16 protein-coding genes are annotated in these 16,634 nt (G+C 44.0%); 11 read left to right on the top strand and 5 right to left on the bottom strand.

What is annotated here, in order from left to right; translation table 11 throughout:
• Positions 1–3 precede the first annotated feature (3 nt).
• The 11 genes from HWQ47_RS26970 (at position 4) to HWQ47_RS26920 (ending at position 9,069) form a co-directional block, all read left to right on the top strand.
• Positions 4–1,227, top strand: a complete 1,224-nt coding sequence (locus HWQ47_RS26970; protein WP_269971870.1) for a sensor histidine kinase — start codon at positions 4–6, stop codon at positions 1,225–1,227.
• A gap of 39 nt (positions 1,228–1,266) precedes the next feature.
• Positions 1,267–1,941: a TIGR01621 family pseudouridine synthase gene (locus HWQ47_RS26965; RefSeq protein WP_269969005.1), complete on the top strand. Its 675-nt coding sequence runs from the start codon at positions 1,267–1,269 to the stop codon at positions 1,939–1,941.
• Positions 1,942–1,962: 21 nt separating this feature from the next.
• The gene (locus HWQ47_RS26960; protein WP_269969004.1) at positions 1,963–2,127 is read left to right on the top strand and encodes a YqaE/Pmp3 family membrane protein; all 165 of its coding nucleotides are present in this window, start codon (positions 1,963–1,965) and stop codon (positions 2,125–2,127) included.
• Between the two features lie 504 nt (positions 2,128–2,631).
• Positions 2,632–2,799 (top strand): DUF2986 domain-containing protein, encoded by a 168-nt coding sequence (locus tag HWQ47_RS26955; RefSeq protein ID WP_269969003.1) that lies wholly within the window; start codon positions 2,632–2,634, stop codon positions 2,797–2,799.
• 329 nt (positions 2,800–3,128) lie between these two features.
• Entirely contained in the window at positions 3,129–4,352 is a 1,224-nt protein-coding gene (gene gltS / locus HWQ47_RS26950; RefSeq protein ID WP_269969002.1) for a sodium/glutamate symporter, read from the top strand.
• A 326-nt stretch (positions 4,353–4,678) separates the two neighbouring features.
• Positions 4,679–5,902 (top strand): sodium/glutamate symporter, encoded by a 1,224-nt coding sequence (gltS, locus tag HWQ47_RS26945; protein WP_269969001.1) that lies wholly within the window; start codon positions 4,679–4,681, stop codon positions 5,900–5,902.
• A gap of 136 nt (positions 5,903–6,038) precedes the next feature.
• The gene (locus HWQ47_RS26940) at positions 6,039–6,323 is read left to right on the top strand and encodes a BufA1 family periplasmic bufferin-type metallophore (RefSeq protein ID WP_269969000.1); all 285 of its coding nucleotides are present in this window, start codon (positions 6,039–6,041) and stop codon (positions 6,321–6,323) included.
• Complete coding sequence (locus tag HWQ47_RS26935; protein WP_269968999.1) at positions 6,323–7,195, top strand: DUF692 domain-containing protein; 873 nt, start codon at positions 6,323–6,325, stop codon at positions 7,193–7,195. Before HWQ47_RS26940 ends, HWQ47_RS26935 begins: the two co-directional genes overlap by 1 nt.
• Positions 7,182–7,949 carry an HvfC/BufC N-terminal domain-containing protein gene (locus HWQ47_RS26930; protein WP_269968998.1) on the top strand — a complete coding sequence of 256 codons (768 nt, stop codon included), beginning with the start codon at positions 7,182–7,184 and terminating at the stop codon, positions 7,947–7,949. The genes HWQ47_RS26935 and HWQ47_RS26930 overlap by 14 nt, the downstream gene beginning before the upstream one ends.
• The gene (locus HWQ47_RS26925) at positions 7,943–8,428 is read left to right on the top strand and encodes an RNA polymerase sigma factor (RefSeq protein WP_269968997.1); all 486 of its coding nucleotides are present in this window, start codon (positions 7,943–7,945) and stop codon (positions 8,426–8,428) included. Before HWQ47_RS26930 ends, HWQ47_RS26925 begins: the two co-directional genes overlap by 7 nt.
• Positions 8,425–9,069 carry a hypothetical protein gene (locus HWQ47_RS26920; protein WP_269968996.1) on the top strand — a complete coding sequence of 215 codons (645 nt, stop codon included), beginning with the start codon at positions 8,425–8,427 and terminating at the stop codon, positions 9,067–9,069. The genes HWQ47_RS26925 and HWQ47_RS26920 overlap by 4 nt, the downstream gene beginning before the upstream one ends.
• Positions 9,070–9,190: 121 nt before the next feature.
• On the opposite strand, the gene HWQ47_RS26915 is transcribed toward HWQ47_RS26920, so the two are convergent.
• The 5 genes from HWQ47_RS26915 to HWQ47_RS26895 all read right to left on the bottom strand — a co-directional run bounded on the left by HWQ47_RS26915 (position 9,191) and on the right by HWQ47_RS26895 (position 16,424).
• Positions 9,191–9,733 carry a putative hemolysin gene (locus HWQ47_RS26915; protein WP_269968995.1) on the bottom strand — a complete coding sequence of 181 codons (543 nt, stop codon included), beginning with the start codon at positions 9,731–9,733 and terminating at the stop codon, positions 9,191–9,193.
• Between the two features lie 207 nt (positions 9,734–9,940).
• Entirely contained in the window at positions 9,941–10,714 is a 774-nt protein-coding gene (gene moeB / locus HWQ47_RS26910) for a molybdopterin-synthase adenylyltransferase MoeB (protein WP_269968994.1), read from the bottom strand.
• Between the two features lie 37 nt (positions 10,715–10,751).
• Entirely contained in the window at positions 10,752–11,996 is a 1,245-nt protein-coding gene (gene moeA, locus HWQ47_RS26905) for a molybdopterin molybdotransferase MoeA (protein WP_269968993.1), read from the bottom strand.
• A 217-nt stretch (positions 11,997–12,213) separates the two neighbouring features.
• Positions 12,214–13,311 carry an efflux RND transporter periplasmic adaptor subunit gene (locus HWQ47_RS26900; RefSeq protein WP_269968992.1) on the bottom strand — a complete coding sequence of 366 codons (1,098 nt, stop codon included), beginning with the start codon at positions 13,309–13,311 and terminating at the stop codon, positions 12,214–12,216.
• Entirely contained in the window at positions 13,311–16,424 is a 3,114-nt protein-coding gene (locus HWQ47_RS26895) for an efflux RND transporter permease subunit (protein ID WP_269968991.1), read from the bottom strand. The genes HWQ47_RS26900 and HWQ47_RS26895 overlap by 1 nt, the downstream gene beginning before the upstream one ends.
• Positions 16,425–16,634: the final 210 nt, after the last annotated feature.

The following is a 16,634-nucleotide window of genomic DNA, read 5'->3' as shown; positions in this document are numbered from 1 at the left end:
GGCATGTATCGGCAGTTGATGAATGAACAAGAGCTACAAACAGATCAACATCTAGCATCTGAAAGGGCGCGCTATCTACAGATGGCGCTGACCTTAGATAAGACTAGTTTTGCCGCTCAAGTAAAAGCCGCCGATCCTGAAACGGCTCTGGTCGTGTGGCGCAGCTCCTTAGATCTTGTTGGGGCATTAAGCTTAATCCCCGATGATATGCCCATGTTGCCTAAAACCCGCGAATTTCCTATTTTAACTCCAGGTCCTGATAAGTTACATATTTTGACCGGTGGCTTAGTCATGACTCGCTACGGGCCTGTACTTATTGCAACCCGTACCGATCAGCTTGCGACACTGATCGACCGCTTCGTGAATGCGGCAATTACCGCTCTGATGTTAACTATTTTACTGACACTGGCCTTAGGCTATCTCTTTTCTAAAGCCATTTTACGCAGACTTGTCCAATATAATCGCCTCAGTCGGTTGATAGAGAAGGGAGAGTACTCTACTCGCTTGCCTGTGAGTTGGCGTCAGGATGAGTTTGATATGCTGGCGGGTAAGTTTAATCGCGTGTTGGATACTCTAGAAAATAATTTGCTTGCTGTGAGAGGAGCGACAGACAATATTGCTCACGATTTGAGAACGCCTCTGTCACACTTGAGAATTGGTTTAGAGGAGCTACCGGATAAAACTTCTCAGGAGCTTCCAGAAGCTTGCGCAATCTTGACGGAAAAGTTAGATCACTGCTTAGCGACATTTGATGCCATGTTGTCTTTGACTCGTATCGAAGAGGGACAGCAAACATTAGAGTTACAGGACTTTAATCTGAAAGTCTTGTGTGAAGATCTCTATGAGATGGCCGAGGTTATGGCAGAGAGTAATGAGCAGACACTTAGTTTAACCACCTCAGGTGATGTGCAGATGACAGGGGACAAGTATCTGTTATTTCAGGCTTTGTTTAATCTGGTCGATAATGCGATTAAGTACGCGGGCGAGGGCGCCAAAATTGAGATTGTTCAGCTGGGTAGCGAGATACAGATCCGCGATAATGGCCCAGGGATCCCAGATGAGGAGAAAGCTCGAGTATTCGAACGTCTGGTGAGATTAGATCCTAGTCGACATTATCAGGGGACAGGCTTGGGCTTATCGCTGGTGAAGGCTATTTTAGCGAGGCACAATGCTAAGGTTAAGTTGATGGATAATACTCCAGGGTTGATCGTCAGCATCACTTTTTGATTTTTTAATGCTTAAGCTCAAATAGATAGTGAGATAGAGATGTACCAAATTATTGCCGATGAAACCGATTTCATCGTGATCGCTAAATCCCATAATGTTCATTTTCATAGTCAAGACGGCACCGCAGGTGTCATGGCAAGGATTGAGAAAGACTTAGCCATTAAACTTTATTCGGTTCACCGTCTAGATACGCTGACTTCTGGACTTTTACTGTTTGCTAAGTCGAGCCAAGCGGCAGCTGAGTTTACTCAGTTGTTCACCGAGCATAACGTGCAGAAATACTATCTTGCCTTGGCTAAAGGTAAACCGAAAAAGAAACAAGGTTCGATTGTTGGTGACATGGCTAAATCCCGTCGCAGTATGCACAAGTTATTGCGAACTATGGAGAACCCCGCGAAGACGCAGTTTTTCTCTCAGTCAGTAGCTGAAGGGCTTCGTTTATATCTGCTAAAACCATTAAGTGGTAAGACACATCAACTTAGGGTTGCGTTAGCGAGTATTGGAGTGCCAATTTTAGGTGACCAACTCTATGGTGGAGAGGAGGCCGATAGAGGTTACTTACACGCATTCTGTTTACACTTTATTTTTCGCGGCCAATCGTACAAATATGTGAATTTACCCGTTAGTGGAGTATGTTTTGCTGCAGAAGATACAATAAAGCAGTTGCAAATATGGTCTGAGCCTGAGAGATTAGATTGGCCAAAACAAAAATAATTAATTAAAAGGAAATAGTAAATGGACACCAATAAGCTATTACTCATAGTGATCGCCATCTTGTTGCCACCCGTGGCCGTGTTTTTGAAATGTGGTGTGGGCAAAGATCTTTTGATCAATATTATTCTCTGTCTATTATTCTTTATCCCTGGTTTGCTGCATGCGCTTTGGGTTGTGACAAAATAGTTTTCAGATTTGATGAGCTTTAGCGGCTTAAATAGACAAAAAACACAGTCATTTGGCTGTGTTTTTTGTTTTTATCTAAAGGGTTGAGGGAAGCCAATCGTTGCAGCAGGTTCTACTGTTATTAAGTCACTGTAAGTGCGAAAGCATGGCGTTTGAGGTAACTAAGTGAATAAAATACACACTGCTAGTTTGTTGTGTTAGTGGGTTGGTTGTATCTATTTGTCGCGTCTTGTTGCGTGCTGGTTTGTACTTTGGTTAAGTTGGCTTTTATCCGAATTAAAACATTGTTCTACTCTTATACTGTATATAGTTTATTTTTAATTAATATTAGATAGTTAACTCAAAACTATCTACCGTCCTTCCTTACTTTATTGTGTTAAATCAACCTGAGATGTGCTTAAAAACAGTCTGAATTTCGATTCTGGGAGGGAAATGCGCTATAATGCGCGGCCTTTATCTCTATCCTGATGGATCGAGTAAGAATCAAAATAGAGTGGGTTAGAGATGAATAGAAAGAAGAAAATCAACGAAACATTGAAAGGCAAGGCTAAAAAAGCCAATGCTAAACTTCATTCGAGTAACAAGCCTAAATATATCTCTAAAGCTGAACGTGCACTTATCTCGAAGGCCAGCATTGATGGCATACCAACTTCAAATATGAGCCAAGGTTAACCTCTCTCCTCGCATCAATAAATCCAATAACGAAAGTAGTAGTCAGTTATCTGTTTGTCTTAAAACCTATAGATTTAGATGCTCACTTAACATTGTATGATTTTTATCTAATAAGTAGTGAGAATATTTCACTACTTGAGCGTTATCGTAAACACGAGTAGTTATGGCACTTTGTGCAACTGTCTCATCTCATGTGCGGAGCCTGCTTTTTGTTTGTGGGCGTAGTACGACCGAATGGAGAACGTAGTTTTAGTGTCTATTTATCGGTTCACTTGTGATTCGGTACTGGATGTTGAAGTTAAAATTGCGGATCTTCAAATAGGAGTTTCATGAATACAGTTTATTCAATTGGCGAACTTGAGTCGTTTTTAGTGGCAATTTTAGTGCTGTTTATAGGGCACACAATCAACCGCCATGTCGCTTTTTTTAGAAAGTATAATATCCCGGAGCCCATCGTTGGTGGTCTTATTGTGGCTGCTATTATCACTATTCTACACTTCAATAATGTTACTCTCGAGTTTACTCTATCGATGCAGAAAACATTAATGTTGATGTTTTTCAGTACGGTAGGTTTAGCTGCTAACTATAAGTTGTTACTAAAAGGCGGGTCGAAAGTCTTTTTGTTCCTCGGGATCGCCTCTGTGTTTATTCTGATCCAGAATGCGGTAGGCGTTAGTATGGCTACTGCGCTAGGGTTAGAGCCTTTAATGGGCTTGATTGCTGGCTCTATTACGCTTTCTGGAGGCCATGGAACCGGTGTCGCTTGGGCACATACTTTTCAAGAAAGCTATGGTATCAACACGTTAGAGTTTGCTATGGCTGCCGCTACTTTTGGTCTAGTTATGGGAGGGATTATCGGTGGGCCAGTGGCTCAAAGGTTAATCAATAAAAATAATCTGGTTTCCTCCTACGGTGTGGGAGGAAACCACCATAAAGATCACCCAGATTTGGTGACTTACGATCAGCTTGAAGAAGACAGAGTCACAGCTAAGAGTATTTTAGAGGTGATGTTTATTCTGCTTTTATGTGTTTCAGGCGCGAAGTGGGTTGCGGCTTTTATTACTACTCTGGACATTAGCTGGTTGAAAATGCCTGAGTTTGTATATGCCCTATTTATTGGTGTTATTATCACCAATATCACTGAACTCTCTCATGGCTATAAGATTAAAAGTGAAAGTGTCGATGTGTTAGGTACCGTTTCGTTATCTTTGTTTTTAGCCATGGCTTTGATGAACCTTAAGTTATGGGAGATATTCGATCTGGCTCTGCCATTACTGGTCATCTTGTTGGTTCAAACCATTACTCTTGCTTTGTTTGCTTATTTTGTCACTTTTAGGTTGATGGGCAGTAACTATGATGCAGCTGTCATGGCTGGAGGACATTGCGGTTTCGGTATGGGGGCAACGCCAACTGCAGTGATGAATATGGGGGCGCTTGTATCGAGAACTGGGCCTTCACCTCAAGCCTTTATGGTCGTGCCAATCGTAGGCGCCTTCTTTATCGATATCGTTAACGCCATTATTCTTCAAGGCTATCTCAGCGTTATCGGTTAAACATGTTTGTTGCTGGTTGTTTAATTGAGTTTGTTGTGTTGCGACATCGTTCTTTTGCACCTGTAAAACCTAAAAAAAATCGCATTGATCACATTTGAGTTTGCGCAAAGTGTGATCGCGTTCTTGTTCGTTGAATGTCGTTATTTATTATTGGCTCGGATTCATAGAAAAATTGAACTCTTGTGGCAAGATGTACGGCTGTCTCACCTTATACATTGAGCTTGTCAACATAGAGTCGCTCCGGATGAAGAGCGATGATCTAAGTTCAGCTAGAACTTAGATCATAATGAAAAGATTAAAACTACGGATCTTTTAATAGGAGTTTTATGAATACAGTTTATTCAATTGGCGAACTAGAGTCATTTCTAGTGGCAATTTTTGTACTATTTGTCGGGCACACCATCAATCGTCATGTCCCGCTATTCAAAAAGTATAATATCCCTGAGCCTATTGTCGGTGGTCTTATCGTTGCTGCAGTCATTACCATACTGCATTTTAATCGGGTATCTATCCAGTTTTCACTGTCGATGCAAAACACCTTAATGCTGATGTTTTTTAGTACCGTTGGCCTTGCCGCTAGTTATAAATTACTGCTTAAGGGAGGCTCTAAGGTATTCCTTTTCTTAGGGATAACTTCAGTGTTTATTGTGGTCCAAAATGCTGTTGGTGTTAGCATGGCAACCGCATTAGGCTTAGAACCTTTCATGGGATTGATTGCTGGCTCTATTACGCTTTCGGGTGGTCATGGAACGGGTGCCGCTTGGGCGCAAACTTTCTTAGAGGATTATGGTGTCAATACCCTTGAATTTGCTATGGCTGCGGCGACATTTGGTTTAGTGATGGGCGGTATTATCGGTGGGCCGGTGGCTCAGAGACTGATTAATAAGAATAATCTCGTCTCTTCATATGGGGTTGGTGGTAACCACCACAAAGATTATCCTGAGCTGGTGACTTATGATCAGTTAGAGGAGGATAGAGTTACATCTAAGAGTATTCTTGAAGTTCTGTTTATCCTGCTGTTGTGTGTCGCAGGAGCTAAGTGGATCTCAACTCTGGTGATTTACTTAGAGATAAGCTGGCTAAAAATGCCTGAATTCGTCTATGCCCTTTTCCTTGGAGTGGTGATAGCAAATATTACCGAGCTGTCCCATGGTTATAAGATCAAGAGCGAAAGTGTTGATGTATTAGGTACGGTTTCGCTCTCCTTGTTTCTAGCTATGGCCTTGATGAACCTTAAATTGTGGGAGATATTCGATCTTGCCTTGCCTCTACTGGCCATCTTACTTGTGCAAACAGTGGCATTAGCGCTATTTGCCTATTTTGTCACCTTTAGATTGATGGGCAGTAATTACGATGCCGCGGTGATGGCTGGTGGTCATTGTGGTTTTGGTTTGGGGGCAACACCAACGGCGGTGATGAATATGGGGGCGCTTGTATCAAGAACTGGGCCTTCTCCTCAAGCTTTTATGGTGGTGCCTATCGTTGGAGCCTTCTTTATTGATATCGTTAACGCCATCATTCTGAAAGGCTATTTAAGCATTATTGGTTAGTCTACTTACGTTATCTAAAAACCAGCTTTGTTTTATTGCTGGTTTTTTTTCGCCTTTTTTTCAATCTATGCAATCAAACTTCTGTGTAATTCGTTATAGGAGTGAACACTTCACTTTTTATAAAGGATTAAACGAGATGACATCATTAAATAAAACATTGGGTTTGACCGTTGCGGGAATTTTGGCAGCAGGCTTATCCGTGGGGGCTAATGCGGTACCTGATCAGCCAACTCAGTGGGAAAAATGTGCGGGTATCGCGAAAGCTGGATCCAACGACTGTGGTGCATTGGATGCTAGCCATGGTTGTGCTGGTCAAGCTAAGGAGAACAACCTACCTAATGAATGGGTCTATGTGCCTGCGGGTACTTGTGACAAGATCACTGATGGGGAAGTCAAAGCTGTTAAGCCAGCGAAATCATAATGTCAGTAGCGAGTTTAGCGGGCGCAGGCATTGGCTTGCGTCTGCCTCATGTGCAGGAGATCTTAGCTGCAGGTGAGATCGATATTCCCTGGTTTGAAGTCCTAGTGGATAACTGGCTAGTTAACGGGGGGCTGAATAAGAAGATGCTGCTTGCGATAAGCGAGCGTTATCCCATCGTTCTCCATAGTGTCGGACTTTCATTAGGCGGCCAACCTGCATTGGATCTGGACTACCTTAAACAAATTCAGAGGTTGAAAAAGGAGACTGGCGCTCTTTGGTATTCAGAGCATGCCAGCTTCTCTGGTAATGCCACGTTGAAGGTACCAGATCTATTGCCTATGCCTTATACCCAAGAGGCTGTGAGCCATTTAAGCCAACGTATCATCCAGGTGCAGGACTTTATGGGTGAAAGAATTCTGCTGGAAAACGTGTCTACCTATCTAAGTTGCCAATTTAATGAAATGACTGAGGGGGAGTTTATCGCCGCCGTTGCCGAGCAAGCAGACTGTTATCTATTACTGGATATTAATAATGCCTACGTTACGGCGAATAACCTTAATCAGGATATGCAGGCGTTTATCGATGCGATTCCAGTTGATCGAGTTAAGCAGATACATTTAGCTGGCTTTCATGATAAGGGCGACTTTCTACTCGATGCCCATAATCACCCGGTTGATAAAGAAGTGTGGCAAGCTTTTACTCATTTTGTGGTTAAGAATGGACCAATCCCCAGCATGATTGAGTGGGATAGCGATCTACCTTCACTGCAACGTTTACGTCAAGAGAGAACTATCGCTGCCGATATTTTGCAGGCAGCGCAAGAGGTGGTCTCTGGTTCTGATCTCTTAAGGGAAAGTGATGCGTTTAGCTGAGTGGCAAGATGCTTTTGTCAATGCACTTAGGGAAGAAGGGCATGATAAGCAATTGCTTGCTATGGTTAACGCGAGAGAGATAAACCGTTTATCTGTATATCGTAATAACAGTAAGCAAGCTTTAATGGCAGCTATGAGAGCGACTTTTCCTATTAGCGAGTCTATTTTGGGTGAAACTTGTTTCGAGCAGCTAGCCCAAAATTATCAACAACACTATCCCTTGAAAGTGAGTGATCTGAATCAATACGGTGAGTCATTTCCTCTTTTGATCGCCGAGATTATCACGACACATTCAGAGTTTGAGGGGGTTAACTATCTTGCTGATCTTGCGCAACTTGAGTGGCTACTGCAACTGAGTTATTACGCAGGTGATGGACTGGTGTGCTCCCCTTTTTCGCAGCTTGAGTTTCTTTGTGAGGATCAGCAGGCTGATGCTGTGATGTTATTACGTCCTGACATCAAACTGCTTAGCTCCAGCTATCCTCTTTATGAGTTATGGATAAAATATCAAGAGGGTAAAGAGGCTGTGGATATTTCCGACCCAGTTGAAATCTATCATTTTTGCGTCTATCGAGATCCATTTAAACCTAAGGTTCAGCGCATTGCTCCTGAGCTGTATCAGATACTTGTCGATATAACCTTGTCACGCACTTTAGATCAGATAAGTGAGTCAGGATCCGATATGGCAGCATTGAACTGGGCTATTAGTAAAGGGTGGGTATGTGGTTTTCATTGTGAAGGTCTACAATGCTGACTCGAGAACTGTTACAGGGATTGTTTCGTTACTGTTACTGTCTCACCTCTGAGCATCGAAATGCGGAAGATCTACTGCAAACGTCATTGGAAAAATGGCTCCGCCGCGATAAAGCAGCTGAGTATTCCAATGCTTATATTCGTAAAATTATCCGCAACCAATTTGTTGATGATTGTCGTCGAAATCAAATTATTGCCTTTGAGTCTATCGAGGATGGGGCGCCTATCTTGCTAGATGAAACCAGTGTTGAGGAGTTGGAGATACAACATAATTTGATTGAGTATGTGTTTGCTCTCTTAAATACAGCTGAACGCGAAGTCCTCTACTTATGGGCTGTCGATGGTTATACCGCATCAGAGATCTCTTCGGAGTTGATGCAACCCAGAGGAACTATATTGTCACGATTACATCGCATTAAGCAGAAAGTCGCAGATGTATCTGAGACTAAACGGAATAGGAGTTTCGGTGGTAGATTATGAATAGGAAACATGAGCCAACAAACTCCTCTTTTAAAGCCGCGGCTAGATCTTTAATTGAGCTACAGAAACTCGATGATGAACAACTGAATAAGTTTGAACATCTGCTGGGAGGGATTACTGATCACGTCGAACCTGAGCGACAAGAATTAAAGTCAAAGCAACCCAGAAGAATCGGGGTATTGATGGCGATGACTGCCAGTGTGGTGATGTTGCTAATGGTGAGTTTGCATTTTTATCAGCCGCAGCCAACAAAAATCGATTTGATTGCCAATGAAGTGGCGATGAACCATATTAAAATGAAGCCGTTAGAACTTAAAGCTGAAACAATTTTACCTCTGAAGCATTACTTCACGCAGTTGGATTTTTCCATCGTTAACTCAGCACTTTTGGCTCCACAAAATAATCGCATGTTGGGAGGGCGGTACTGTTCAATTCAGGGAGTGACAGCGGCACAGATCCGGTTTCAAACATCAGCAGGTAAGAAAGTTACTTTGTACGAAGTTGGTTATGATCCTAAGATATATGGCAAACTCCCCGTCTTATCTAAAGGTCAGCAACCCTTGTTTATCGAGGTTAAGGGGATCAGTGTGAGGCTCTGGGTGGAAAAAGGATTACTGATGGCTGAAGCCAGAGATAGCTAAAAGAATTAAAGCCAGCCATTCCTTTAGCTGGTTATCTTAACCGTACCGTTAAGGAAGCCTAGCCGTAGCATAAAGCTCCCTATTTTGTTAGTGGTGACATAACATCGACAGCAGATTTACTCTACTGATGATCGCGTCTGAGTAGATCCCATTGATCTAGCGCTTCACCATTTGGCAAGGTACAAATGCCAGTATCTAGTGTTAATTTACCCTGCAGAGACTCACAATATTTAGCCGCTGGACTGGCTAAGCCGATCGCCGTTGCCTGCTTATTATCACGTTTGAATAGATCCCACTGGTCTAATGCCTCACCGCTTGGCAAAGTACAAACGCCAGTGTCTAGTGTTAGTTTTCCTTGTAGGGATTCGCAATATTTAGCGGCTGGATTAGCCATACCAATAGCAGTCTCAGGTTGCTTGTGATCACGTCTGAATAGTGCCCACTGATCTAATGCTTCACCGCTTGGCAAAGTACAAACTCCAGTGTCTAGAGTCAGCTTTCCTTGTAGTGATTTACAGTAATCTGTGGCTTGATTATCCATATCGACAGCTTCGGCCATCGCTTGCTTATTCGCATTAGCAGATGCCGTTTGCTCGCTTGGGTTACACCCAGTTAGTGCTAATGTCGCTGTGATAATGAGTGATAGAAAGGTAACTTTAATCATATCCGTCGATTCTCCGAAATAAGAGTGTTTTAAATTAATATATTGGGTATATGCAATATATAACTAATGTCCGTTGCAGTAGAAAGGTTTTTTATCTTAAAAGGTGACTTTACCAGATGTTGACTAGGTGACAAAGTTAGTTTCATCACGACTAGGCAGTGGAGCGGTTGCTGCCTCTGATTATAAGCAGCTTATCGCATCAAGACGTTAGTTTTTGTTACATACGTCGCAGTTAATCTGTCTACTGAGTTTCATCTCGCGAAACTCCATGGTCATGGCATCGATCATCAATATTCTGCCGATGAGTGGCTTGCCCATTTTAGCGATAACTTTGATTGCTTCAACTGCTTGTAAGCAGCCAATCATGCCAACGACAGGGGCTAAGATCCCAGACTCAACACAGGTGAGGTGTTGCTCGCCAAAGAGTTGGCTGAAACAATGGTAACAAGGGGTGTTCCTTTGATAATCAAATACGGTTACAGTGCCTTCCATACGGATAGCTGCCGCTGAGACCAAAGGCACCTTGTGGGTGAAACAGCTTTTATTGAGTTGCTCACGCACGGCCACATTGTCGGTGCAGTCCATCACTAGAGTGTGCTTTGCCACTAAGCTATCGAACTCATGATCGTCGAGTACCCTATTGATAACCGCTATCTCAAGGTGTGGATTGAGCTCGCTTAAGGTTTGTTTGGCAGATTCAACTTTAGGTTGACCGATATTCTTATCTAGATGCAAGACCTGACGCTGAAGGTTAGAGAGTTCAACGGTGTCGAAGTCGACTAAAGTCATCATTCCTACACCAGCTACCGCCATATACTGAGTTGCTGCACATCCGAGCCCACCCGCACCGACAACCAAAATCTTGGCAAGTTTTAATCTCTCCTGCCCCTCAAAATCCATCGCCTTGATGGAGATATGCCGGCTGTATCTGAGAATTTCACTGTCGGATAAAATCTCATCGTTATCTGTGGTCGAGCTCATATCTGTTTCCTGCATCTTGACGTGATCTGGCTATAGATTAACAAAGTACTGAATTAAATGGTTCAACCGTGACTAAGCTACCACTTGGGGTGTTGCCTTGATCTTGGGCTAAGATAACGAAACAGTTTGCTAAGCTCATAGAGGTCAACATGCCTGAACCTTGACCACCGGTAATGGTGACTTCAGCTTCGCCTTGTTCATTGTAATTTAAGTTGCCTCTTTGGTATTCAACACGTCCGGGGAATTTGCGCAGATCACCTTTGAGTTTCGCCTTCAGTGTTAACGGCTTAGTTTGAGGCAGGCCTTGCATTTTTTGCAGCAGTGGCCAGACTAACTTGTAAAAGGTCACCATAGATGAAACAGGATTACCGGGAAGGCCACAGAATACGGCCTTACCTAAACGGCCGAATGCGAAGGGTTTGCCTGGTTTGATAGCCAGTTTCCAGAACGTTATTTCACCCTCTTCGTCTAAAATTTGTTTGGTATAATCGGCATCTCCAACAGAGACACCACCTGAGGTGAGTACCATATCGGCACAGGATGCCGCGTGACGAAAAGCTTGACGAATGGCTTCAGGATCATCTGCAATCACACCGAGATCGATCCACTCGACATTCGCTCGGCTTAATAGTCCTTGAATGGTATATCGGTTTGAGTCATATATCTGGCCCGGTGCGAGCTCACTACCGACTGGGCGCAGTTCATCTCCGGTTGAGAAGAAGGCTACTTTGACCTGACGAGTCACGCGGAGTTGGCTGACACCTATGGTGGCTAAAACGCCCATCTCAGCAGCGCCAATTAGAGAACCTGAAAACAATACCTTGCCACCGACCTTAACTTCTTCACCTTGGTAACGCAGATTTGCCCCTTTAGCGTTAGGAACTTCAATGAAGATGTCTTTCTCTTTTGCTTCGACTTTTTCCTGCATCTGCACAGTGTCATAGCCATCAGGAACTGGTGCACCTGTCATAATTCGAATACACGTGTTAGCTGTTGGCTTCCCCTCGAAAGGGTGTCCAGCGAAAGATTGACCGATTAGAGTAAGGCTATCATTGTTGGTGAGATCTTCGAATCGAAAAGCATAGCCGTCCATCGCCGAGTTATTAAAAGGAGGTAGATCGAGACTTGATGCTAAGTCTTCAGCCAGAACACGGCCTAGGGAATGGGAAAGTTGCACTACTTCTGAGTCATCCAATGATGTGACTTGTTCGAGAAGTCGTGTTATCGCCTCATCTGGGTGCATAAGACTAGGTTGAGAGCAGGGGTCGGCTTTAGCTGGCATCTGGCTTCCTTTAAAAATGAAGTCTAACAGGGTTAAGAAAATCGAAAGTGAGCATCATTATGCCATGCCTAAAGCAGAAGACTATGATCTTAACTGCAGTTTTGATCTTAACGCCAGTTTTCGCCTAGCATTAAAAAGCCCGCAATGATTGCAGGCTGATTTTATGCTCAAATCACCTCTATTGGATCTCTGAAACGAGTACTCCGATGTAGGTTTATTAGCCTGCTGTGGCCATTTTTGCGCCTGAGAGTGCTTGCAGTTTGACGAGTTGACCATCTTGTAATGTCTCAGCACCACGGATGACGACAGTATCGCTGTCTGTTAGGTCACCATTAACAGCTATCCACTCATCTTCGCCGTCGCCGAGTTCAACTGAAATTTTAATCGCCTTATTATTGTTGTCTATTTTAAATACATAGGCTCCGGTGGATCGCAAGATGATGGCATCGCGAGGAACTAAGGTCGTGAACTGTTTTGGGGCGATAGGTAGTGCTAGAGAAACGAGTTCACCCACACTGAAAGCATCCTGCATCTCAATTGGAAGATCGATACGGGCTTCGAAAGTTTGTGAGCGTATATCCGATACCGGAATTAAGCTGCGAATATTACCGTAAAACTCGCCTTGGCTATGGTAGATGTTAAGTTCATCGCCCACCTTTACACGGCGGCTATGCTTTAAAGGTGCATGGAGGCGGATCTCTAGATTATTGGGGTCTGTCATGGCAACAATGGATTCTGAACGATTAATATCTTCTCCGGCTTGGTGTTTACGTTCAGTGATAATACCGTCAAAGGTTGCTTTAACTTCGGTGCGATCGAGATTGTCTAAAATCATCTTGAGTTTTATCTGTTCCAGCTTGAGATTAGCCGCTGCAAGATCGCGCTCAGATTGAGCCTTGTCTACCTCAGTTTCCGATGCATTCTTACTCTTAATTAGCTTTTTAAGTCTGCTGTACTCTCGATCTAAACGAGTGAGACTCACTTGTTCATATTCGATTTGAGCTTGCTGCTGTTCCTGTTGCAAGACGAGCCGAGTCTGTTCTAATCTGGCGACAACTTCGCCAACTCTGACTAAAGATCCTGCTTCTTGAACCCATTCTAGTTTACCGTCAATACCAGACGTTAATTCGGCATTGCTGCGTGAGTGCACTGAACCTATCACCATTATTTTTGGTGAAAGAGCGCGGTTTTCCACTTGGGCTACGCTGACAATACGTGGCGGAGCCTCCTGTTCTTGTGATGTATCCTCCTCGGCTATCGTTGAGTGTGAGACGAGAAGTGATAGGATTAATAGACTTGGTATAAGGTTCTTCATCACTTGGTTCCGGTATTTGTTGTTGCCATTGAGGCGTTAAAAGGGTCTGAGGTTAATTGTGTTTTCGCCTGATGAGTTAACCGCAATAAACTGGGGATTAGGATAAGAGTAAAGAGGGCACTGAAAGTCATACCACCGACGATAACTGCGGCTAATCCGCGGTAGATTTCACTCCCCACACCGGGTATCAGCATCAGGGGAAGCATGCCAAAAATGGAGGTTAAAGTGCTCATATAAACCGGACGAGCACGAGTATTAACCGCTTGATAGATCGCTTGATCGATATCTAATCCCTCTCGGGTTCCTTGACGGGTTTGATCCACCAATAATATGGCGTTATTGACCACGAGACCGAGCAAGATGATAAAACCTATCATGGTCAGAAGATCTAAGCTTTGAAAGCTAAAGAGGTTGAGCAGTCTCAGGCTAACGACACCTCCGCAGATAGCGAGTGGCATAGAAAGTAATACTAGTAGGCTATCTTTGGCTGACTTAAACATCGCCGCCATTAGCAGAAACAAGATCACCACAGCTAAAAGGAAGTTAGCCCCCATATCTTTAATCGTCTGGTCGAGTTTATCAGCGCTACCGCGGAACTTGAGGGAGCTGTTATCTGGCAGACTGGCTTTCAGTTCTGGTATCGCGCTCTCATTGATAATGTCTAATGCCTCATCCAGAGACATATCAGCTGGTGGGAAGATAAGTAGACTGACACTACGCTTGCCATTGACCCGCTGAAGCTGAGTCGGGCCTACTGTTCGCTTAATCGTTGCCAGCTCTCCTATTGTCTGTATGCCCGCAGCCTGAGTGTAAACCGGCGTGGCAGCAAGTTGTTCTGGATACTGCCATTTAGGGCCTTTAAGTAAGATATCCATACGTTCATTACCATCGAAGTATTCGCCAACGAACAAGCCGGAGGTGTATGCGCGAATCGCATTGGCTATCTGGATTCTATCTACACCGGCTTGGGCTAATCGGCGTTCATTTGGAATGAGCTGCAGTTCAGGTTGTGCCATGGATAAGCCCGGTTGAGGACGAACGACAGCACCTGGAAGTGCATCTGTGATCAGCTTCATGCCTGTCGCTGCTGAGGCCATTAGGGCTTCCATATCCGATCCCTGAAGATCAATGTTTATTGCTCGCCCACCATTAAAACCGAACTGCAGTAAAGAACCTCGATTGGTGAAGGCTTGGGTGTCTGGAAGGCCGATTAAAATCTCATCATTAAGCAGTTCGATCATCTCGTCGGCTTGAGATGGATCTTCTGGATAGATAAAAAGCACGTTAAACGCAGAATACATAGAGAAGTTATAGCCTTTAATATAGGGAGCTTTTACCTTATTGTAATGGGGTTTTAATCTCTCAATGATGATGTCGCCAACCTCTTTTTCTATGGTTTTTACATTAGAGCCGGGTGGCAGGGAGAAGAAAGCAAATATGCCGTCAGATCTTGCTTGAGGCAGGAAATCTGGCCGTGGCATCAGGGAGAATGTAACTATGCCGCTGCCTATGATTAACAGAGAACACCAAGCTGCCGAACGCTTTTTACTGCCTGTTAGCAGTTTTATCAACTGCGTTAGCTTACTCCAGAGATTTGGTTTAAGTGGTTCATTATTGGCTTGCTTTGGTAGTTTGAGCCATAGCAAACTAAAGACTGGAATTAACGTGATAGCACTGATAAATGAGGAGACAACAGCCACTGAGAGGGTAAGAGCAAGATCGGAAAATAGCTGACCTTCTACTCCCGGCATAAACAATATTGGCAGGAAAATGGCAACAGTGGTGACTGTCGAGGCCATCAATGCCCCCTTTACTTGATCTGTCCCTTGTTCAATAGCTTCCCTAATGCTTCGCCCTTGTTGCAGCAGCCGGACGATGTTTTCTTGCACTATAATCGCGGCATCGAGAACTAGACCCACTGCAAATGCCAATCCGGCCAGTGAGATCACATTAAGTGTTCGTCCCATTGCTTCAAGCGAGAAGAAGGCGAGCAATAGGGCTACGGGGATAGTGGAGGCGATCATTAACGTGGCGCGGAAACTTCGTAGGAAGGCGAATAAGATAACTAGTGCCAGCATTACACCAATGGCCAGATTTCCCTTCACTAACAGGATGGCTCGCTTAATATGAACCGACGCATCAAAAGAGAGATCCATCACTAGACCCGCATCTTTTAGTGCACCACTATTCAATTCAGCTATGGCTTGATTGACTCCTTCAAGCACTGTGACCGTGTTAGCGTCGAAGGTGCCTTGCAGTGTCATATAGTAGGCGGTGTAACCATTTCGTTTGGTAAACCCCTGTACCTCTGCGGTAGAGATAGATACATCGGCCAATTCATTGAGGTAAATCGGACGTCCTTCATTATAAGTGACAATCAACTGACCTAAGTTATCAGGGGTATATTGACCGATAAACCGCACCGTATATTGGCGACGACCTACATTGGCCGTACCTCCCGAGATATCGGCGGCACGGGATAAGGTGTTCCTTAGTTGATCTAAAGTGATCCCCAACGCAGCTGCACGGTAGGGATCGAACTCAATATGTAGCTCTTTGGGCTGACGGCTCTGCAGTTGCACGGATCCCACACCTGTGATCTGTCTGAGCCTGGGCTCGACAACATCGTCGATTAACTTTTGGTATTTGCCAAAATCGGTAGCCGGATTATCTGGTGCCATACGGATAAGTAGCGAGGCTAAGTTAGGCGCTCCTCGGCCACCGCCTACATTGATAAAGGGCTCGTTGGCATCGAGTGGGCGAGGTGGTGTTTGATTCAGCGCGTTAATAACATTAATCATCCCTTCTTGCATATTACTGCCGACCTCGAAGGTGAGTGTCACCCCTCCAAAGCCTTGGGAGATGTTAGAAGTCATCTCAATAACACCTGGCACCTGCCTCAGGACATTCTCCTGGGGCTCTATGATATTAGACTCCATCTCTTGGGGAGCGGCAGATCGCCAATTGTTGAAAACTGATATTTGTGGGCGTTGAATATCTGGCAGTAGCTGAATTGGGAGTTTGGCGATAGCAAGTAGGCCAAAAATGGCGATCAACAGGAGGGTGACTAAGGTGCCTGCGGGGTTATGCGTACTTATACGAGTTAAATTCATTATCTTTCCAAATCAGTCACTTCTCGTCATGTTGAATCCTACATTTCGAGCTTGTTTGGAGATCAATACTAGGATTTAAGTGTTAATGAGTCTGTGTGAAATGGTTAGTAAATGTTGCAAGGTCTGGTTATCCCTGGTTAATTCAATATTAATGAGAATTATTTGTATTTATAAAACAGTGGTTTAAGTAAATTTTATTGATTTTTGGAT

The organism is Shewanella sp. MTB7 (assembly GCF_027571385.1).
In the GTDB taxonomy this organism is placed as follows: Bacteria; Pseudomonadota; Gammaproteobacteria; order Enterobacterales; family Shewanellaceae; genus Shewanella.
Note: the sequence above shows the minus strand (reverse complement) of the source record. Positions and strands in the feature narration are given on the sequence as shown.

Excerpts from the sequence above, each read along its gene's own strand:
- HWQ47_RS26915 (WP_269968995.1), bottom strand. The coding sequence starts at position 9,733 with ATGATTAAAGTTACCTTTCTATCACTCATTATCACAGCGACATTAGCA.
- moeA (WP_269968993.1), bottom strand. The coding sequence starts at position 11,996 with ATGCCAGCTAAAGCCGACCCCTGCTCTCAACCTAGTCTTATGCACCCA.
- moeB (WP_269968994.1), bottom strand. The coding sequence starts at position 10,714 with ATGAGCTCGACCACAGATAACGATGAGATTTTATCCGACAGTGAAATT.
- HWQ47_RS26960 (WP_269969004.1), top strand. The coding sequence starts at position 1,963 with ATGGACACCAATAAGCTATTACTCATAGTGATCGCCATCTTGTTGCCA.
- HWQ47_RS26935 (WP_269968999.1), top strand. The coding sequence starts at position 6,323 with ATGTCAGTAGCGAGTTTAGCGGGCGCAGGCATTGGCTTGCGTCTGCCT.
- HWQ47_RS26970 (WP_269971870.1), top strand. The coding sequence starts at position 4 with ATGTATCGGCAGTTGATGAATGAACAAGAGCTACAAACAGATCAACAT.
- HWQ47_RS26895 (WP_269968991.1), bottom strand. The coding sequence starts at position 16,424 with ATGAATTTAACTCGTATAAGTACGCATAACCCCGCAGGCACCTTAGTC.
- HWQ47_RS26920 (WP_269968996.1), top strand. The coding sequence starts at position 8,425 with ATGAATAGGAAACATGAGCCAACAAACTCCTCTTTTAAAGCCGCGGCT.
- gltS (WP_269969002.1), top strand. The coding sequence starts at position 3,129 with ATGAATACAGTTTATTCAATTGGCGAACTTGAGTCGTTTTTAGTGGCA.
- HWQ47_RS26940 (WP_269969000.1), top strand. The coding sequence starts at position 6,039 with ATGACATCATTAAATAAAACATTGGGTTTGACCGTTGCGGGAATTTTG.
- HWQ47_RS26965 (WP_269969005.1), top strand. The coding sequence starts at position 1,267 with ATGTACCAAATTATTGCCGATGAAACCGATTTCATCGTGATCGCTAAA.
- gltS (WP_269969001.1), top strand. The coding sequence starts at position 4,679 with ATGAATACAGTTTATTCAATTGGCGAACTAGAGTCATTTCTAGTGGCA.
- HWQ47_RS26925 (WP_269968997.1), top strand. The coding sequence starts at position 7,943 with ATGCTGACTCGAGAACTGTTACAGGGATTGTTTCGTTACTGTTACTGT.
- HWQ47_RS26955 (WP_269969003.1), top strand. The coding sequence starts at position 2,632 with ATGAATAGAAAGAAGAAAATCAACGAAACATTGAAAGGCAAGGCTAAA.
- HWQ47_RS26930 (WP_269968998.1), top strand. The coding sequence starts at position 7,182 with ATGCGTTTAGCTGAGTGGCAAGATGCTTTTGTCAATGCACTTAGGGAA.
- HWQ47_RS26900 (WP_269968992.1), bottom strand. The coding sequence starts at position 13,311 with ATGAAGAACCTTATACCAAGTCTATTAATCCTATCACTTCTCGTCTCA.